At 56.2% G+C, this 17,005-nt stretch carries 20 protein-coding genes; 9 read left to right on the top strand and 11 right to left on the bottom strand.

The annotated features are described in order from the left end of the window. Positions 1-11: 11 nt before the first annotated feature. Together rho and ACR0LF_RS19285 are read right to left on the bottom strand one after the other, a co-directional pair. Positions 12-1,283 (bottom strand): transcription termination factor Rho, encoded by a 1,272-nt coding sequence (gene rho, locus ACR0LF_RS19290; RefSeq protein ID WP_480577398.1) that lies wholly within the window; start codon positions 1,281-1,283, stop codon positions 12-14. A 218-nt stretch (positions 1,284-1,501) separates the two neighbouring features. Beyond that, positions 1,502-1,951, bottom strand: a complete 450-nt coding sequence (locus ACR0LF_RS19285; protein WP_480577395.1) for a CopD family protein — start codon at positions 1,949-1,951, stop codon at positions 1,502-1,504. 404 nt (positions 1,952-2,355) lie between these two features. On the opposite strand from ACR0LF_RS19285, the gene ACR0LF_RS19280 reads away from it, so the two are divergent. The 4 genes from ACR0LF_RS19280 to dnaQ are packed head-to-tail and all read left to right on the top strand — an operon-like array spanning position 2,356 to position 5,090. Continuing rightward, the gene (locus ACR0LF_RS19280; RefSeq protein ID WP_480577392.1) at positions 2,356-2,955 is read left to right on the top strand and encodes a Maf family protein; all 600 of its coding nucleotides are present in this window, start codon (positions 2,356-2,358) and stop codon (positions 2,953-2,955) included. Next, the gene (locus tag ACR0LF_RS19275; RefSeq protein WP_480577389.1) at positions 2,952-3,785 is read left to right on the top strand and encodes a shikimate dehydrogenase; all 834 of its coding nucleotides are present in this window, start codon (positions 2,952-2,954) and stop codon (positions 3,783-3,785) included. Before ACR0LF_RS19280 ends, ACR0LF_RS19275 begins: the two co-directional genes overlap by 4 nt. Continuing rightward, positions 3,782-4,375, top strand: coding sequence for a dephospho-CoA kinase (gene coaE, locus ACR0LF_RS19270; RefSeq protein ID WP_480577386.1), 594 nt, complete (start codon positions 3,782-3,784; stop codon positions 4,373-4,375). The genes ACR0LF_RS19275 and coaE overlap by 4 nt, the downstream gene beginning before the upstream one ends. Then, the gene (dnaQ, locus tag ACR0LF_RS19265) at positions 4,368-5,090 is read left to right on the top strand and encodes a DNA polymerase III subunit epsilon (protein ID WP_480577383.1); all 723 of its coding nucleotides are present in this window, start codon (positions 4,368-4,370) and stop codon (positions 5,088-5,090) included. Before coaE ends, dnaQ begins: the two co-directional genes overlap by 8 nt. A gap of 24 nt (positions 5,091-5,114) precedes the next feature. Here dnaQ and secB read toward each other — a convergent pair whose 3' ends face one another. Together secB and ACR0LF_RS19255 are read right to left on the bottom strand one after the other, a co-directional pair. Beyond that, on the bottom strand, positions 5,115-5,615 hold the full coding sequence (gene secB / locus ACR0LF_RS19260; protein WP_480577380.1) for a protein-export chaperone SecB: 501 nt from the start codon (positions 5,613-5,615) through the stop codon (positions 5,115-5,117). 54 nt (positions 5,616-5,669) lie between these two features. Next, positions 5,670-6,170, bottom strand: a complete 501-nt coding sequence (locus tag ACR0LF_RS19255) for an FxsA family protein (RefSeq protein WP_480577377.1) — start codon at positions 6,168-6,170, stop codon at positions 5,670-5,672. 108 nt (positions 6,171-6,278) lie between these two features. On the opposite strand from ACR0LF_RS19255, the gene ACR0LF_RS19250 reads away from it, so the two are divergent. From ACR0LF_RS19250 to ACR0LF_RS19240, 3 genes are read left to right on the top strand one after another with little or no spacing between them, the layout of a single operon-like run. Continuing rightward, a complete protein-coding gene (locus ACR0LF_RS19250; RefSeq protein ID WP_480577375.1) occupies positions 6,279-6,938 on the top strand; it encodes a Tim44/TimA family putative adaptor protein in 660 nt (219 codons plus the stop codon). Then, positions 6,935-7,975 (top strand): murein transglycosylase A, encoded by a 1,041-nt coding sequence (gene mltA, locus ACR0LF_RS19245; RefSeq protein ID WP_480577372.1) that lies wholly within the window; start codon positions 6,935-6,937, stop codon positions 7,973-7,975. Before ACR0LF_RS19250 ends, mltA begins: the two co-directional genes overlap by 4 nt. Further along, the gene (locus tag ACR0LF_RS19240; protein ID WP_480577369.1) at positions 7,975-8,562 is read left to right on the top strand and encodes a Smr/MutS family protein; all 588 of its coding nucleotides are present in this window, start codon (positions 7,975-7,977) and stop codon (positions 8,560-8,562) included. Before mltA ends, ACR0LF_RS19240 begins: the two co-directional genes overlap by 1 nt. Here the strand turns inward: ACR0LF_RS19240 and ACR0LF_RS19235 are convergent. The 4 genes from ACR0LF_RS19235 to ACR0LF_RS19220 form a co-directional block, all read right to left on the bottom strand. Then, positions 8,559-9,779, bottom strand: a complete 1,221-nt coding sequence (locus tag ACR0LF_RS19235; RefSeq protein WP_480577366.1) for an MFS transporter — start codon at positions 9,777-9,779, stop codon at positions 8,559-8,561. The two genes, ACR0LF_RS19240 and ACR0LF_RS19235, sit on opposite strands and share 4 nt — an antisense overlap. Further along, positions 9,776-10,876: an alpha/beta hydrolase gene (locus ACR0LF_RS19230; RefSeq protein WP_480577363.1), complete on the bottom strand. Its 1,101-nt coding sequence runs from the start codon at positions 10,874-10,876 to the stop codon at positions 9,776-9,778. The genes ACR0LF_RS19235 and ACR0LF_RS19230 overlap by 4 nt, the downstream gene beginning before the upstream one ends. Positions 10,877-10,974: 98 nt before the next feature. After that, positions 10,975-12,282: an ATP-dependent protease ATPase subunit HslU gene (gene hslU / locus ACR0LF_RS19225; protein WP_480577360.1), complete on the bottom strand. Its 1,308-nt coding sequence runs from the start codon at positions 12,280-12,282 to the stop codon at positions 10,975-10,977. Between the two features lie 953 nt (positions 12,283-13,235). Further along, positions 13,236-13,766: a hypothetical protein gene (locus ACR0LF_RS19220; protein ID WP_480577357.1), complete on the bottom strand. Its 531-nt coding sequence runs from the start codon at positions 13,764-13,766 to the stop codon at positions 13,236-13,238. A gap of 281 nt (positions 13,767-14,047) precedes the next feature. On the opposite strand from ACR0LF_RS19220, the gene ACR0LF_RS19215 reads away from it, so the two are divergent. Beyond that, entirely contained in the window at positions 14,048-15,289 is a 1,242-nt protein-coding gene (locus ACR0LF_RS19215) for an MFS transporter (protein ID WP_480577354.1), read from the top strand. On the opposite strand, the gene hslV is transcribed toward ACR0LF_RS19215, so the two are convergent. Beyond that, positions 15,281-15,838 (bottom strand): ATP-dependent protease subunit HslV, encoded by a 558-nt coding sequence (gene hslV, locus ACR0LF_RS19210; protein ID WP_480577351.1) that lies wholly within the window; start codon positions 15,836-15,838, stop codon positions 15,281-15,283. The two genes, ACR0LF_RS19215 and hslV, sit on opposite strands and share 9 nt — an antisense overlap. A 197-nt stretch (positions 15,839-16,035) precedes the next feature. Between hslV and ACR0LF_RS19205 the strand changes: the two genes are divergently transcribed. Next, complete coding sequence (locus ACR0LF_RS19205; RefSeq protein ID WP_480577348.1) at positions 16,036-16,230, top strand: DUF1127 domain-containing protein; 195 nt, start codon at positions 16,036-16,038, stop codon at positions 16,228-16,230. 57 nt (positions 16,231-16,287) lie between these two features. Here the strand turns inward: ACR0LF_RS19205 and ACR0LF_RS19200 are convergent, their stop codons facing one another. Together ACR0LF_RS19200 and ACR0LF_RS19195 are read right to left on the bottom strand one after the other, a co-directional pair. Further along, on the bottom strand, positions 16,288-16,650 hold the full coding sequence (locus tag ACR0LF_RS19200) for a Lin0512 family protein (protein WP_480577344.1): 363 nt from the start codon (positions 16,648-16,650) through the stop codon (positions 16,288-16,290). Further along, the gene (locus ACR0LF_RS19195; RefSeq protein WP_480577341.1) at positions 16,647-16,997 is read right to left on the bottom strand and encodes a Lin0512 family protein; all 351 of its coding nucleotides are present in this window, start codon (positions 16,995-16,997) and stop codon (positions 16,647-16,649) included. The genes ACR0LF_RS19200 and ACR0LF_RS19195 overlap by 4 nt, the downstream gene beginning before the upstream one ends. Positions 16,998-17,005 lie beyond the last annotated feature (8 nt).

The raw sequence follows: 17,005 nt of genomic DNA, 5'->3' as shown, positions 1-17,005 counted from the left end.
TAAGACCTGTGTCAGGTGTTCATCGAATCGAAGAACTCGCCGTTTGTCTTCGTCTGTTTCAACTTGGACAACAGGAACTCGATCGCGTCGGTAGTGCCCATCGGGTTGAGGATGCGGCGCAGGACAAATGTCTTGGCCAGATCGCCCTTGTCGACCAGAAGGTCCTCTTTCCGAGTACCCGACTTGAGGATGTCGATCGCCGGGAACACGCGCTTGTCTGCGATCTTGCGATCCAGAACGATTTCCGAGTTACCGGTGCCTTTGAATTCTTCGAAGATTACTTCATCCATCCGGCTGCCGGTGTCGATCAGAGCAGTTGCGATGATGGTCAGCGAACCACCCTCTTCAATGTTCCGCGCTGCACCAAAGAACCGCTTTGGCCGTTGCAGAGCGTTTGCATCCACACCACCGGTCAGAACTTTACCCGAGGACGGCACCACAGTGTTAAACGCTCTACCAAGTCTTGTGATCGAATCGAGAAGAATAACAACATCTCGTTTATGCTCAACGAGACGTTTGGCTTTTTCGATGACCATTTCCGACACCGCCACGTGACGTGTTGCAGGTTCGTCAAAGGTCGAGGACACAACCTCACCCTTCACCGAGCGCTGCATGTCGGTCACCTCTTCGGGGCGTTCGTCGATCAGCAGGACGATCAGGTAACACTCCGGATGGTTCTGTTCGATCGAATGCGCGATGTTCTGCAGGATCACCGTCTTACCGGTCCGCGGCGGCGCCACGATCAGCGAACGCTGACCTTTACCGATGGGCGAGACCAGATCGATCACACGCGCCGACTTGTCCTTGATGGTCGGGTCCTCGATTTCCATCTTCAGGCGCTCATCGGGATAGAGCGGCGTCAGGTTGTCGAACAGGATCTTGTGCTTGGCCTTCTCAGGATCTTCGAAGTTGATCTTGGTAACCTTGGTCAGCGCAAAATAGCGCTCATTATCGTCGGGCGCTTTGATTTCGCCTTCGACCGTGTCACCGGTGCGCAACGAATGCTGACGGATCATGTCAGGCGAAACATAGATGTCGTCCGGACCCGGCAGATAGTTCGCTTCTGGCGAGCGCAGAAAGCCGAAGCCGTCCTGCAAAACCTCAAGCACACCGTCGCCGCCAACGGTCCAGCCCTCATCCGCGCGTTCGCGCAAGATCTGGAACATCATTTCGCCTTTTCGCATCGTCGAGGCGTTTTCGATCTCCAGCTCCTCGGCCATCGCCAGAAGGTCTTTGGGGCTTTTGGCCTTCAGGTCGGCCAGATTCAGGGATTCAGTGGACATGATATATACCTTCACCGCTGACACGCGGCACGAAGTGGAATTTCAGTACGGAAGATACGCCGCCCGGACGGGCGTGTTGATCCCTACATAAGCGCGACAGAGGCCCGAGTCAAACAGGCCCTCAAAGCCCTTTCTGTTTGACTTGAATCGAAACGCGCTGCCTCTCCCTTCGGTCGAACGCGCGTTTCAATGCTTATTCCTTATGAAACAGAAAGCGCCTAGAACTTCAGAACGACCGCCAGAACGATGATAACCATCAAAACGGTCGGAACCTCGTTCATCATTCGAAACTGCCGTCCAGTGAGCTTATTTTGGCCCTCAAAGAAATCCTTGCGACGGGCCATCAGCCAATGATGGAACCAAGTCATGCCAATCACGGCTGCGCCTTTGACCCAGGGCCACGTCCAATCCCACCCGACTATGCCCGGTGTGAAGACCATGATCAGGCCACAGACCCAAGCCACGATCATTGCAGGGCGCATGATCACACGCAGCAGCTTTTCTTCCATTTCAAAGAAAATGGGCTCTGCCCCATCAACGGATTGAGCCTTTTCTACGTGATAGACGAACAGGCGTGGCAGATAGAACAGGCCGGCCATCCAAGAGATCACGGCCATGATGTGCAAGGACTTCACCCACGGATAAATCGTGAAAAGAAGATCGGTCATTCTGGCTCCGGGCGTTGCTCGGAAATCTCCCTAATAAAAAAATTAGAAAAGAGAAAGGAAGATGGTTTTGTAGGGTGAACAAAATCCGTGGATTACTTTTTTACACATGTGTTTTCCCCAGGTGGACATTTTCCCTGTTCAGCCAGATGATTCTGTGAATTAAGAAAATAATATAATAAATACAACATGTTAAGCCTGATATACTGAACGTGATCTGGGGATAAATGTCTGAGTATCTGTGGAGCTTCGGCTTTTCCCGTTTTTCCGACTTATCCTTGTCCCGGATGGACAGGGTTCGAGCGACTCATGTGGGATTTTCGCGAAACACCCGGGGTTGCGTGTCAACCGGAAAACCATACAAACCGTTCAAGAACGCTCAACGATTTGCACACGGGGTTGTCCACATGTCTGTCCCCATCATCTTGGCCTCGGGGTCATCCATTCGCGCGCAACTGCTGGAAAACGCGGGCGTGCCGTTTTCCGTTCAGGTCGCGCGCGTGGACGAAGAGACCGCGAAACGCGCGCTGCTGGCCGAAGAGGCCGCGCCTCGTGATATTGCCGATGCGCTGGCTGAGATGAAGGCGCGCAAGGTCAGCGACAAAAACCCTGGCGCGATGGTGCTGGGTTGCGATCAGGTGCTGGATTTCGACGGGCAGTTGCTGTCGAAACCCGAAACGCCCGAGGACGCGCTGGTGCAGCTCAGGGCGATGCGGGGCAAGCGGCATATGTTGTTGTCCGCTGCGGTGATCTATCAGGATGGCGAGCCGATCTGGCGCCATGTCGGGCAAGTGCGCCTGCGGATGCGGATGAGCTCGGACGCTTATTTGCGCGATTATGTCGACCGCAATTGGGACAGCATCCGGCATGCGGTGGGTGCTTATAAGCTCGAAGAGGAAGGCGTGCGCCTGTTCGCCACCATTGACGGCGACTATTTTAATGTCTTGGGTATGCCCCTGTTGGAACTTCTTAATTATCTGGCCGTCAAAGGGGTGATCAATCAATGACGCATAATCGAATTCCGCTGGCCGGAGTGATTGGGCACCCGATTGCACATTCGAAATCGCCGCTATTGCACGGTCATTGGCTGAATACCTACGGGCTGGCCGGGCATTACATTCCAATGGATGTCAGACCCGAGGATCTTGAAACGGTTCTGCGCACCCTGCCCAAGGCTGGCTTTGTCGGCATCAATGTAACTGTTCCCCACAAAGAGGCTGCGTTGCGGCTGGCGGATTCGGTATCAGAACGTGCGAAGCTGATCGGTGCTGCAAACACTCTTACGTTTGGCGAGGACGGCGAGATCCATGCCGACAATACCGATGGCTACGGGTTCATGGAGAATCTTCGCAGCGGTGCGCCCGACTGGACGCCGTCGGATGGTCCGGCGGTGGTGTTTGGTGCGGGCGGTGCTGCACGGGCGGTGCTGCAAGCTTTGCTTGAGGCTGGGGTGCCCGAAATTCTGCTGACCAACCGCACCAGCACCCGCGCGGATCAGTTGAAAGAGGAATTCGGAGATCGCATCGCCGTGGTGGACTGGATTCAAGCCGGCAATGTCATTGAACAGGCGGATCTGGTGGTCAACACGACCTCATTGGGGATGCAAGGACAACCTGAATTGCGGGTGCCTCTGGATGGGTTGCATCCTGGTACGGTTGTCACCGATCTGGTTTATGCCCCGCTGCAGACGCAGCTTCTGAAAACTGCGGATGAGGCCGGGTGCGCCACTGTCGATGGGCTGGGCATGTTGTTGCATCAGGCCGCGCCCGGTTTCGAGCGCTGGTTCGGCACCCGCCCCGAAGTGACTGATGATCTGCGCGCGGCAGTTTTGGGATGAGTTTTGCGCTTGGCCTGACAGGCTCGATCGGGATGGGCAAAAGCACCACGGCGCAGATGTTCGTTGATGAAGGCTGCGCGCTGTGGGATGCGGATGCTGCCGTACATAGGCTCTATTCAAGGGAAGGAGCAGCGGTTGAGCCCATGCGCGCGGCTTTTCCCGATGCCGTTGTCGATGAGGCTGTCAGCCGCGAAGCGCTGAAGCAGATCATCGCGCAAGACCCGTCCGCGCTCAAACGGATCGAAGCGATTGTACATCCTCTTGTGGCGGCTGATCGCGCCGCATTCCGGGATCAGGCGACGCAGGATATTCTGGTTTTCGACATTCCCCTGCTGTTTGAAACCGGTGGAGATGCCGCGATGGACGCCGTCGCCTGTGTCTCGATCCCCGCCGATGAACAAAAGCGACGCGTGATGGAGCGTGGCACGATGACCGAAGCACAATTCGAACAGATCCGGGCCAAGCAGATGCCGAATGACGAAAAATGCGCCCGGTCCGATTTTGTGATCGTGACGGATACGCTGGACCATGCGCGCGCACAGGTGCAGGATGTGGTCAGGCAGATACGGGCGGGGATGGCAGATGCGTGAGATTGTACTGGATACCGAAACCACCGGGTTCGATCCCGAAAGCGGTGACCGGATTGTCGAGATCGGCGCGGTCGAGCTGTGGAACCATGTGGCCACCGGCGAGACCTATCACGTCTATATCAACCCTGAACGCTCCATGCCTGAAGAGGCGTTTGGCGTGCATGGTATCGGCCCCGACCTTCTGGAAACCCCACGCCCACCGGAAAAGGGCGAGGTAACGCTGAAAGACAAACCGGTCTTTGCCAAGGTTGGCCAGGGATTTCGCGATTTTGTCGGGGATGCGAAGCTGGTGATCCATAACGCATCCTTCGACATGAAGTTCCTGAATGCCGAGCTTAAATGGATGGGCTTGCCGCCAATCCCGATGGATCAGGCGCTGGATACGCTGGCGATTGCGCGCAAACGGTTCCCCGGCTCACCTGCCTCGTTGGATGCCTTGTGTCGGCGGTTTAATATCGACAATTCGAACCGTGTGCTGCACGGCGCTCTGCTCGACTCGGAGATTCTGGCCGAGGTCTATCTGGAACTGATCGGGGGCCGGCAGCCGGATTTCGGCCTGTCGACATCGGGATCATCGGGCAACGGAGGGCAGGACGATTGGCGCCCCACAGCGCGCCCGACACCGTTAGCATCGAAGATCACCGACGAAGAACGTGCGGCGCATGAAGCATTTGTCGGGAAACTGGGCGAAAACGCCCTGTGGACCCGCGCCTGAACCGGTCAGGCACGGGTCAGTATCTTAGGCGTCGGCCTGCTGGGCCTGTTCGGCCTGACGGCGCATCAATTCGTTGCGGTACAGTGCGACGAAATCGATATTGTCCAGGTTCACCGGCGGGAAGCCGCCATCACGGGTGATGTCGCTGACAATGCGACGCAGGAACGGGAACAGCATGCGCGGGCATTCGATCATCAGGAACGGGTGCATCTGATCGTCGGCCACGCCTTCGATATGGAACAGGCCGCAATAATCCAGCTCGCACACGAACAGAACATCGTCCATGCCCTTGGCTTTGGAGGTCAGGTTCAGCTTGACGGACACTTCGAACTGATGGTCTGCCGGACGTTTTTTGGCGTCCAGATTTACCTGAACCGCGATTTCGGGCTGTACATCACCCGACACGCCTTTTTGCGCCATCACGTTTTCAAAGGACATGTCGCGGATGAACTGCCCCAGAACACGCATCTGAACCTGCGGGGCGGCTTGGGCCGCAGTGTTTCCTGCAGCGTTTTCTTCGGCCATGGATCTACTCCAAAATTGAAATTCGCCACTGCTTAGCAAGTTGGGCGCGGCACCTCAATGCTGGTGGGGGCCTTCCACCCATTTCGAGGGCTTTGACGGGTCTTTTTTCGGGCGAACTTCGGTGAATTCACCATCAATGATGTCGCTCTGATCAAAAGGATTTCCTTGCGACTGAAACCCGGGACCCGGACCCATTTGGAACTGGGCAACGGTGACTTTCGATCTCAGATATCTGAAAACGGCGACCCGCACGCCCGGAACAAGCAACGCAAATCCAATAGCATCGGTGAAAAACCCTGGCGTCAGCAACAATGCGCCCGACAACAGGATCATCGCCCCATGCGCCAGAGGTTCGGTCGGATCATCCAGTTCGGCGAACGAGCGTTGCAGGTTTCCAAGCGCCATGCGACCTTGTGTCCGCACCAAAACAGTGCCCAAAACCGCTGTCAGCACTACGATGGCAAGGGTCGGCCATAAGCCGATCAAACCACCAACCTGAATAAACAGCGCGATCTCGATGATGGGCACCAATAAAAATGCCAAGAACAGATACATTTGCGTTATCCTTTCCCTAAGGCCGGGCTGTGGACTTGCCACCCACGGTCACCTACATAGTGGCATGAGGCCGCGTATACAAAGCCGCGGTTCTGAAAAGAGGATGAAATGAACGAACCCATGATCCAGTTGCTGGTCCTGGCCGGAATTGCCGTTTTCCTGATCTTACGCCTCAGAAGCGTATTGGGCTCGCGTGAAGGTTTCGAAAAACCGCCTGTGCAGCAGCATCCCGAAGCGCATAAATCGCGCCGTGATTTCGAGGTGATCGAAGGTGGCCCGGATCATGACATCACCGACCATGTCGCCGAAGACAGTGAACAGGCGCAAACACTGACAGCGATGAAACGCGTTGAGCCCGGTTTTTCGGTCAGCGAATTCGTTCAGGGCGCACGCGGCGCCTATGAGATGATCGTGATGGGCTTTGAAAGGGGCAATCTGGATGAAATCCAGCCGTTCCTGTCGGAAGAAGTGTTTGAATCCTTCGTCGCGGGCGTTGCTGCCCGGGAAGACCAGGGTCTGACGATTGAGGCCGAATTCATCGGCGTGCGGGAAACCACACTGGCGGATGTGAAATTCGACAAGGATACTAATCAGGCCGAGATCACCATGAAATTCGTGGGTGAACTGACCTCGGTCGTGCGGGATCGCGGCGGCGATATTGTCGAAGGCAACCCCAACACCGTGAAACGCCAAAAGGACAGCTGGACCTTTGCCCGTGTGATGGGCAAGGACGATCCGAACTGGCTGCTTGTTGCCACGGACGCATGATTGCCACGCTCCGGTCGCTTTTTCTGGTGGGCGCAATGACCACTGCCAGCGCTGCCGGAGCCGAGGCAACGCGATCCATTCTGTCGTTTGACGATCTGCAGGGCTGGGCCGAGGATGATCACGGCGCAGCCCTTTCCGTTTTTCTGAACACCTGCGGGGATCTGAAGGATCCGGATTGGCGCGCCCTGTGCAGTGTGGCCAAATCCTATGACTCGGACGCCGCGCGGGCGTTCTTTGAGCTCTTTTTTCGTCCCGTTCTGGTCGAGGATGGCAAGGATGCCCTGTTCACCGGGTATTTCGAACCCGAACTTGACGGGGCGCGCACCCGGACCGATCGTTTCAAATACCCCATCTACAAGATGCCGCCAGAGGCCCGCGCTGAGGGGCCTTGGCTGAGCCGGCGAGAGATTCTGACCAGTGACGTGATGCAGGGCCGCGGGCTTGAGATTGCCTGGGTTGATGACCCGGTCGAATTGTTTTTTCTGCAAATCCAGGGGTCGGGTCGGGTTCGATTGCCGGATGGCGGTGCCTTACGCGTCGGGTATGGCGGCGCAAATGGGCATCCCTACCGATCAATCGGTGTCGAACTGGTGCGGCGCGGCATTCTTGGGGGCCATGAAGTCAGCGCTCAGATGATCCGCGCCTGGGTACGCAAAAACCCCGAGGCTGGTGCGGAACTGCTGTTCCACAACCCCTCTTACGTGTTCTTTCGCGAAGTCTCGCGCGTCGCGCCCGAGCTTGGACCGCTGGGTGCGATGAACCGATCTGTCACAACCATGCGCAGCATTGCGGCCGATCCGGCCTATACCCCGCTGGGCGCGCCTGTTTGGGTCGAGAAGGACGGCAAGGAACCGATGCGCCGCCTGATGATCGCGCAGGATACAGGTGCGGCCATCAAAGGCGCGCAAAGGGCGGATATCTTCTTTGGTACCGGTGACGAAGCCGGACAAGCCGCAGGCAAGTTGAAAGATCCGGGCCGGATGGTGGTGTTGCTGCCGATCCAGCGTGCCTATGCCCTTTTGCCGGATGAGTTCTGATGACCCGGCGCAAACTGACCAGCGAAGAGATCGAGCTGTGGCGCAAGGTCGCCAAACAGGCTGAGCGGATGCACCCGGAAATTCCGCAGACAGTTCATCCGACCTCTTTGCCGAAACCCAGGCCCAAGAAAACGCCGAAACCCCGGTTTGACTCATTTGAACTTGGACAAACCCATCAGGCCAAACCGAAACCGGACGATCTGAAACCATCCGTGACGGATGCGCTGCGCAAAGCACCGGTTCAGATGGATACCAAAGCCTTTGGCCGAATGAAACGTGGAAAGCTGAAACCCGAAGGCAAGCTGGATCTGCATGGTATGCGGGTCGACACGGCGCATCCCGCGCTGATCCGGTTTGTCCTGAGTGCACAGGCGCAGGGCAAGCGTCTGGTTTTGGTCGTGACCGGAAAGGGCAAGGACCGGGACGAGCCCGGCCCGATCCCGACACCGCGTGGGGTTTTGCGCAATCAGGTGCCCCATTGGCTATCCATCCCGCCGCTGGCGCAAGCGGTGATACAGGTCACGCCTGCCCATATCAGCCATGGCGGCGATGGGGCATACTACGTGTACCTCAGGCGTGTGCGTTAAAAGTCGTGACGAGAGCGGGAAATCCCGACCCAAACCAGACCGCTTACCAGTACGAAGAACATGCCGATCCAGATAAACTGAGTGTTCAGCGATACTCCGAGATCAATCAGAACCCCGGTCAGGCCCGGACCAATGGCCGACCCCAGTACCAAGACTGCCGCCGCCATTGCCTTGATGGCCCCGATATGCCGGGTGCCATAGAACTCTGCCCAGAATGCGCTGGGCAACGTGCCGTGCGCCCCAACGGTCAAGGCCAGAAAGATCAAACCGATCATGGCACCGCTGATGGAGTTGGTCATGCCCAGAATGGCAAACCCGACGGCCATTGGCAGTTGGTAATAGGGCATGATGCGGGCAGTCCCCCACTTGTCCAAGGCCCAGCCCGCAGCAAACAGCGACAACAGCGATACTCCGGTATAGACCGGAAAAAGCGCCACCAGTTGGATATGCTGCCAGCCTTTGACGTCAGCCAGATAAACCTGATGGAAGAAAAACGCGGTGATGAATGCCGACGGCCCGAGGACCGACGGCACCATGAACCAGAACAGAGGATGGAACAGGGCGTCGCGACGGCTCCAGTGGCGGCCCTGCATCCCGGTGGCAGAGGATTCACTGGCCAGGCTTTGCGGTGTTCGCTCATCACGCAGCAAGCGCATCAGTACGGGAATACCGAAAAGGGTGATACAAGCGGCGATGATCCACAGCCAGCGCCAGTCCAGATAAACCATCGCCGCAACAAAGATCAGCGGCAGCAAGGCTTCACCGATCGCATAACCGGTCGAGCCAATTGATAGCGCTTTGCCCCGTGTGACCGTAAACCACCGTGCCATGGCGACCACGGCCAGATGTGTGCTCATCCCTTGACCGAACAAGCGCAACAGAAAGATCACTGCTGGCAACAGCGGTAGCCATGTGTTCAGCGCCATGGCAATCGCAGCCAGGGCCAATCCGGCCAGAACCACCGGACCCAGCACCCGAACGCGGAAGATGTCGGTCAATCCCCCGGCCCAGATCATCACAATGGCCGACGCGGTTGTGCCCATTGTGTAAAGCCCGCCCCAGGCACCATGGCTGAGGCCGAATTCCGTGCGGATTTCACCGGCGAAGACCGAGATGAAAAAGGTTTGCCCGAAGCTGGACAGAAAAGTCAGCAGAACACCGGCACCAAGCCAGGTCGCGTTGTCCAGCAGATACCGCCGCAGGTTGAACTGCGTCACGGAGAGCTGACCTGCGCCTGTCCTGTTTCTGTCAGAACAATTTCGGTGGCACCATCGGGATTACGCTCGTTGGGCGGCACCAGAATGTCGATTGCCGGTCGGTCTTCGCGCCCGAAGGTATTGTTGACGCGTCGCAACGAGTTGAGGATCGACAGCAACGCCGGAGAGGTCGCGGCAACGAAGTGCGAAGACGCGGCATCGCTGTTGAACGCAGTTGTGTCGATCACGCTGATGGGAAACTCTTCGAGCGAGTCGATCGAGCTGATGTTACCCAGCCGTTCGCCCTCGTTCGTACCGCGCAGGCGGGCCGAGATATTCAGGATTTTGTCCTTTTGGGACACCATCACAAGGAATGGATCGGGTGGGTTGTCAATCCGTTTCATCTGGGATCGGAACAGATCGAGATCCAGATCGGGTGAAATCAGCACGACCCCTTCGATGTTTCGTTTGGCCCATCCCGGTTGCTGCAGTTCGGTTTGGCGGATCATTTCCATCGTCAACGCACCGCCCATGGAATGGGCGACCAGAATAACGCGTTTGACCCCCATGGCTTTCAGCTCGCGGATGGTCTGCTCCAACCCGTCGCGGGCGAATAGCATGCTGTCCAGATCATAAGCATATCCATAGCCTGTCGCACGGCTTGGCCACGAATACACCAGCGTTGATCCCGGAAGGCCGATGTCATGCGTCAGCTGAGCTGCGCGAAAGATCGTTTCGGTCTGGGTCGAGTTGTAGCCGTGCACGAAAATGGTGACATCTTCCTGACCTCGCAGATGTTCGTGCAGCCCCTGCGGTCCGTCCAGCTCGGTCACGTTCGCCATAACGAACTCTTTCTGTGGATTTGGGTTCGCGTATGAAAACTTGAGCGTCCCCGGGGTATGCGTCGGTGGGATAGAAACCGTCGTTTCCAGAAACGTTAGCGTTTCGCCGCGTCGGAACCCATAGGATCCATCTGCTTCGCGGGCGCGGGTCGTGCTTGCGAAAATGGTTTCAGGTGTGCCGATATTGACGGCGTTTGGCACGAGCTCTGTCACCGTCCGGTCGACACAGGCACTGAGCGATAGGGATACAAGCAGAATGATGAAATAGCGCAGCACGGGCCAGCCCTCGGGGTGAATCGTGCATACGCTATCGCATTCTCGCCCCGCGTCCAGCACGACAGGCCGGAAACAGCGGCAAAAAACGGCTGGCCGTGTTACAAAACGTAACGGCTGAGGTCCGAGGACTTGGTCAACTCGCCCAGATTGTCGCTGACGAATTGCGCATCGACGGTGATTTCCGTACCGGCCTTGTCCGGAGCCGCAAAAGACAGGTCTTCGAAAACCCGCTCCATAACGGTGTAGAGCCGCCGCGCGCCGATGTTTTCGATGCTCTGGTTCACGTCAGCGGCGATGCGGGCCAAAGCAGCGATGCCGTCTTCGGTGAAGCTGACCGTGACCTCTTCGGTGTCCATCAGCGCGGTGTACTGGCGCGTCAGGGCGTTGTCGGTCTCGGTCAGGATACGGACGAAATCTTCTTCGGTCAGCGCACGCAGTTCGACACGGATCGGAAGCCGCCCCTGAAGCTCGGGCAACAGGTCCGAGGGTTTGGCGATGTGGAACGCGCCCGAGGCGATGAACAGGATGTGGTCGGTTTTCACCGGACCGTGCTTGGTGCTGACGGTGGTGCCTTCGATCAGGGGCAGCAGGTCGCGTTGAACCCCTTCGCGGCTGACATCGCCGCCGCGTGCCTCGGCCCGGGCGCAGACCTTGTCGATCTCATCCAGGAACACGATGCCGTTCTGTTCGACCGATTCCAGTGCGGTGCGCGTAACCGTTTCGTCGTCCAGCAGCTTGTCGGCTTCTTCCCCGATCAGTGCGTCATAGCTTTCGGCGACGGTCATGCGTTTCTTGACTGTGCGCCCGCCAAAGGCTTTGCCGAAGATATCACCCAGGTTCATCATGCCCATTTGGCTGCCGGGCTGGCCCGGAATATCGAACATCGGCATCGGGTTCGAACTGTCGGAGAGTTCCAGCTCGATCACCGTGTCGTCCAGCTCTCCGGCCTTCAGCTTTTTGCGGAACATCTCACGGGTGCCTTCGCGGGCGTCGGCACCGGCGATGGCTTCGATAACGCGGTCTTCGGCGGCCTGATGCGCTTTGGCCTTGACGTCCTCGCGCATGTATTCGCGGGTTTGCAGGATTGCTGCATCTGCCAGATCACGCACGATCTGTTCAACATCGCGGCCCACGTAACCAACCTCGGTGAATTTGGTGGCCTCGACTTTGATAAACGGAGCGCGGGCCAGTTTGGCCAGACGGCGGCTGATCTCGGTCTTGCCGACACCGGTGGGGCCGATCATCAGGATGTTCTTGGGATAGACCTCTTCCCGGATGTCATCCGGCAATTGTTTGCGCCGCCAGCGGTTGCGCAGCGCGACGGCCACGGCACGTTTGGCGTCTTTCTGCCCGATGATAAAGCGATCAAGTTCCGAGACAATCTCGCGTGGGGTGAGGTCGGTCATGTGTGTTCTATCCGGTTGTTTCGCACCGGAACCTAATCATAACCCCTGAAAACACAAGCTGATCTCTTGCGACAATCGTCGTTCAAAAGGACCAAAACTACCTTCTGCATAATAGAAAAAGACATGTATTAGTGCTATTGATAAACAAACCGGATTTGTGAGAGAACTCCAACTGAAAGGTATTTTACTTATGTATTTCAAGGCGGTATGCTTTTCTTTGTTTTCTATGTTGGCTAACCATGCAAACGCATGTCAGACACCAGAAAGCCAGTCAAATGTTAGTATTTGGAAAATCCACTCTACCTCCGCAGGATACCAAGCTGTATCATCAGTGAGCTCATTCCCCACAATCGAATTATCAATGGAAGGTAGCGGAGAACCGTACCTTATAGAGTGGATCCGACCCGATCGATATTCTGGAAATATCGGTCTTCTTCAGTATTTTTCCGGATACTTTAGTGGCGATTTGAATCAACCAATAATCAAAAACGCAGTAGTCGACATGAGTTCCGGAAAAACTCTGGGAAATCAATTGGTGGCCCGAGCCTGTCAAGGAATTAAATGGGAGTGGTTCGATGATGGAACGCGTACATCGGCGAACGTTAGACCCAATGAAATCAAGTGGGCTGTAGAGAGATTGGGAGTTGTCGCTTATTGTAGCATAAGTGGGGCTTATGGAGCAGCTTCCTCAACAAGCATTTTTAGAGCTGCGGAATCCGCTCTTGCTTCATGTGTACAAAGAGATGATCGACGAACCGGTTGCTGTTCGATTGCAGCCGACACAGAGGGTCACCTCTGTGTGTCTCTCGCAGCTTCTGCCCAAAGGGGCAAAGGTCATGCGGGCCATGGAAATAGCGATGTACGAGCTAGTGATGCAGCGGTCTCCAAATGTGGATCAGGCTGTACTCCCATCGTTACAATCTGCACCGACCGAGAGATAAATTGAGTTTCCCTTAGACTGGTTCGACCGTAAAGGTTGCTCCTGGGGTTCTGTCGTTCCTAGTTAAGAGCGCCGCTTCATATTCATCTGGTGGCAGCGTGTCGGTTCCTTTCCAACGAACTCTTGACCGACCAGAAGGTATTTCAATAGACGCAGAATCCTTGAGCACTAGGTTTCGGGTGCTCAATTTTTGGACTTCCCCAATGACGTCACCTCGTTGATAATAATCAAACTCGTTAATTAGATCGGCGGTACCTTCAACTCGATCACTGGGCTTAATTAAAACTCTTAACAATTCAAGGACACCCGCGAAAATTGCAAGTAGCAATGGTGACTGGGCATGTACACGTTGCGACGACATAAAAAGAGTAGGAGTGATCAACAACCCGGTAGTGACAGACGTCGATAAGGACAAAAAGTTTCGACGATTCAGTTCTTTTGAGCTAAAATTCCTGATCGCGTACCCTTTAATTTCTCTAAGCTCGCAAACTGCTCTTCTTTCGGATTCGGAAAGCGGCACCGTAGATTCGATGAAAAAGGCCATAATTATATCCCTCCAAGAAAACTAAAATAATATCAAAAAGCGACCGATTCGTCGAATCAGTCGCAATTTCTTCGACTTTTGAAATCATGGTAATTCTAGTCACTTTACAGTAGTGGGTTTCCTTGAATCAAAAAACACTCAGTAGATTTACCATTTCATGCCACAGTACTATCTCAAGAGTACAGACAGCCCAATAAGTTCGGAAGAAAAGAAGTCAAACAGCCTTCTGAAGTACTGCTAGCAGAGATAGAGTTAAGACGCCGCTATGAGAAAACTAAACGATGAAAAACATCGCTAAGATCACCTTGCTGTTCGTCGTGTTTGTCGATCTGCTCGGGCAAGGGCTGGTTTTCCCTATCATCAACTCTCTGATCATGGAGACGAAATCCGGATTTTTGCCGGAGAGCACGGCCATGGGCACCCGCCACCTGTATTACGGGCTGGTGATTGGATGCTTTTTTCTGTCCTGGTTTTTGGGCGTGGTTTACGTGTCCAAGGTGTCGGATTCCATCGGGCGTAAGAATGCTCTGCTGGTGTGTCTGGGTGGAGCGTTGGCGGGTTACGCGCTGACCATTGCCGCGCTGTATGTCAATAGCCTGCTGCTGCTAATCATCGGTCGGTCAATCACCGGGTTCACGGCAGGTAATCAGCCCATCGCGCAGGCGGCCATGATCGACGGCAGCACCGATGCAGCGGACCGTGACCGCAACATGGGCTACATCATCACCGGTGTCAGCTTTGGTCTGGTCGGCGGCCCGATCATCGGTGCGCTTCTGTCCGACACGGCGCTGCTGGGCAGCGCGGCCACGCTGAGAACGCCGTTCTACGGTGCCTTCGTTCTGGTGCTGATTGCCATTTTTCTGGTGCTGTTCTTTTTCAAGGACACCCGCAGCGAACGTGCGGCCTTTGTGTTTCGCCCCCGTGACATCACCGACAGCCTGATCGCAGTTCGCGGGCATCCGATGGTTCTGAAAATCTTGCCGGTCTATGCGTTGTTCATGATCGCCAATGTCACTTTCTATGTGTTCGTCGACAACTACCTGACCAGCGCATTCGGATATGGCGTCATCGGAGGCAGCATGGCGATGGTGGTCATCGGTGTGGCGTTGGCCTTTTCCAGCACCTTCCTTGTGAAACCCGCGCAAGAGAGGTTCAGCAAACATGCGATCATTCACACGTCTCTGGTGGTCATGGTGATTTGCGGCTTTGCCTTCGCCTTCAGCCCCAGCGGCGTGCTGAGTTATATCCCCGTTTTCTTCTTCTACTTCTTCTTTGGCGTGTCCTACCCGACCCTGCTGGGCCTGTTTTCATCGGCAGTCAGCGAGACGGATCAGGGCTGGGTCATGGGGGTGACCACGGCTGTCTTCTGTCTGGCCGGAGGCGTTATGTCCCTGATCGGCGGCGGATTGATGAGTATCGATATCCGCTTGCCCTATTACATCGTGATCCTGACGGCAGTACTGGGCTTGGTCGGCATGTACCGCCGCTGGAAGGGTAAGGAAATCTCGGCCCTGTTAGCCTGAGATCGTCTCGACCGTCAGATTGCCGTTGGTATAGACGCAGATATCGGCGGCAATCGCCATCGCTTCGCGCGCCACCTGTTCGGCCGGTTTTTCGCTGTCCATCATCGCGCGGGCGGCGGCCAGAGCGAAATTGCCGCCCGATCCGATGGCTGCCACGTTGTGCTCGGGCTCCAGCACATCGCCTGCCCCGGTGATCACCAACAGGTCCTTGCCATCGGTAACGATCAGCATCGCCTCAAGTTTTTGCAGGTATTTGTCCGTGCGCCAGTCCTTGGCCAACTCGACCGAGGCGCGGGCCAGTTGGCCGGGCGTGGCCTCAAGCTTGGCTTCAAGCCGTTCCAGCAACGTGAAGGCGTCAGCGGTGGATCCGGCAAACCCGGCGACAACCTCGAACCCGCCAGGGGACAGGCGGCGTACCTTGCGGGCGGTGCCCTTGATCACGGTCTGGCCCAGGCTGACCTGCCCATCACCGGCGATCACCACATGGCCGCCTTTTTTGACGCCAATGATCGTGGTGCCGTGCCAACCGGGAAATTCGTTGTCCGCCATAAGAGCCTCCATTTTCGTCTGCCGTCCTATATGGGCCGGACCCGCCCGCAGCGCAACTGTTCTCAAACCGCTTAAAAGATATGCAAGAATCGCAATTCGGGTTTACCGGACTAGCAATTGTGAGTCGCGGGGTCTGAGCCTAAATGAAGCTCACAACCGACAATGGGTCGGCTGTTTCAGATATAGGGAATGCGCAAATGGCAACCACCGCTAACATCCATGCGCCACTCGGAGCAGCTTCCATCCTGCATGTAGTGGACTTTTTCACCTCGGCTTTCGAAAAAGCCGCCAATTGGAATGAAACCCGCAAGACACGCAATGCTCTGTCGGACCTGAGCGACGCACAGCTGGACGATATCGGTCTGTGCCGCGCGGATATCAAAAACATCTGATCCGCGATCAGCACGACTTTGAAGGACGAGCCGCTCAATCGAGCGGCTTTTTCTTTGTCAGGACAGTTTGTATTGACCGGCAAGGTCCGGCAGATAAGCCTCGACTGCGGCGGTCGCAATGACGTGGCGGGTTCCGGCTTCGGTATCCTCGATATCCAGCCCGCCTTTGACGGCCCGCACCTCGGCCCGACCCCGGGGCAGATCGGCGGCGACCAGATCGCAATCCACGCGGTCCGGGTCCTGCACGCCAATCGTGACGCAAACGCGCATCTCGGTGTGGTCGATACCCAATTTGGAAAATAATGTGATCGAGGAATGATGCAGCGCATCCTGCACGGCCCGTCGGGCGGCTTTGGTGTAATCCTGCCCGTACAGATCGTTGCCGGTTCCCATCTCAAGAATGATACGTTTTTTGGTCATGTCACGGGCTCCATTTCGAATGAGACGGTGATGGCCGCATTGGCAATGACGGTGCGTCCTTCGGCGTGGGGTTTTTCGATGTCCAGCCCGCCTTGGGTGACGGTGATGGTGGGCTGACCGTAAGGAAAGATCGCCAAAAGCGCACCTTTGTCCACTTGATCGGGTTTCTGCACCCCAATCTCGGCGTCGATGATCATCGCCTCTTTCGGAAAGCCGAACAACTCGGCCATGTTGACCGAATTGTGCCACAGCGCGTCTTTGACCGCCCGAACGGCGGCTTCGGTATAATCCTCGCGCCTCAGCGACGTGCCCATTCCGAATTCCACAAGAACCCGTGTTTTTGCCATCTCATCCT

Source organism: Ruegeria sp. E8 (assembly GCF_056533985.1).
The sequence above is the reverse complement of the archived record's forward strand: the minus strand, read 5'-3'. Positions and strand labels throughout refer to the sequence as shown.

Bases quoted from the DNA above. Each gene is read 5' to 3' on its own strand.
- rho (WP_480577398.1), bottom strand. From the start codon at position 1,283: ATGTCCACTGAATCCCTGAATCTGGCCGACCTGAAGGCCAAAAGCCCC.
- ACR0LF_RS19285 (WP_480577395.1), bottom strand. From the start codon at position 1,951: ATGACCGATCTTCTTTTCACGATTTATCCGTGGGTGAAGTCCTTGCAC.
- ACR0LF_RS19280 (WP_480577392.1), top strand. From the start codon at position 2,356: ATGTCTGTCCCCATCATCTTGGCCTCGGGGTCATCCATTCGCGCGCAA.
- ACR0LF_RS19275 (WP_480577389.1), top strand. From the start codon at position 2,952: ATGACGCATAATCGAATTCCGCTGGCCGGAGTGATTGGGCACCCGATT.
- coaE (WP_480577386.1), top strand. From the start codon at position 3,782: ATGAGTTTTGCGCTTGGCCTGACAGGCTCGATCGGGATGGGCAAAAGC.
- dnaQ (WP_480577383.1), top strand. From the start codon at position 4,368: ATGCGTGAGATTGTACTGGATACCGAAACCACCGGGTTCGATCCCGAA.
- secB (WP_480577380.1), bottom strand. From the start codon at position 5,615: ATGGCCGAAGAAAACGCTGCAGGAAACACTGCGGCCCAAGCCGCCCCG.
- ACR0LF_RS19255 (WP_480577377.1), bottom strand. From the start codon at position 6,170: ATGTATCTGTTCTTGGCATTTTTATTGGTGCCCATCATCGAGATCGCG.
- ACR0LF_RS19250 (WP_480577375.1), top strand. From the start codon at position 6,279: ATGAACGAACCCATGATCCAGTTGCTGGTCCTGGCCGGAATTGCCGTT.
- mltA (WP_480577372.1), top strand. From the start codon at position 6,935: ATGATTGCCACGCTCCGGTCGCTTTTTCTGGTGGGCGCAATGACCACT.
- ACR0LF_RS19240 (WP_480577369.1), top strand. From the start codon at position 7,975: ATGACCCGGCGCAAACTGACCAGCGAAGAGATCGAGCTGTGGCGCAAG.
- hslU (WP_480577360.1), bottom strand. From the start codon at position 12,282: ATGACCGACCTCACCCCACGCGAGATTGTCTCGGAACTTGATCGCTTT.
- ACR0LF_RS19220 (WP_480577357.1), bottom strand. From the start codon at position 13,766: ATGGCCTTTTTCATCGAATCTACGGTGCCGCTTTCCGAATCCGAAAGA.
- ACR0LF_RS19215 (WP_480577354.1), top strand. From the start codon at position 14,048: ATGAAAAACATCGCTAAGATCACCTTGCTGTTCGTCGTGTTTGTCGAT.
- hslV (WP_480577351.1), bottom strand. From the start codon at position 15,838: ATGGCGGACAACGAATTTCCCGGTTGGCACGGCACCACGATCATTGGC.
- ACR0LF_RS19205 (WP_480577348.1), top strand. From the start codon at position 16,036: ATGGCAACCACCGCTAACATCCATGCGCCACTCGGAGCAGCTTCCATC.
- ACR0LF_RS19200 (WP_480577344.1), bottom strand. From the start codon at position 16,650: ATGACCAAAAAACGTATCATTCTTGAGATGGGAACCGGCAACGATCTG.
- ACR0LF_RS19195 (WP_480577341.1), bottom strand. From the start codon at position 16,997: ATGGCAAAAACACGGGTTCTTGTGGAATTCGGAATGGGCACGTCGCTG.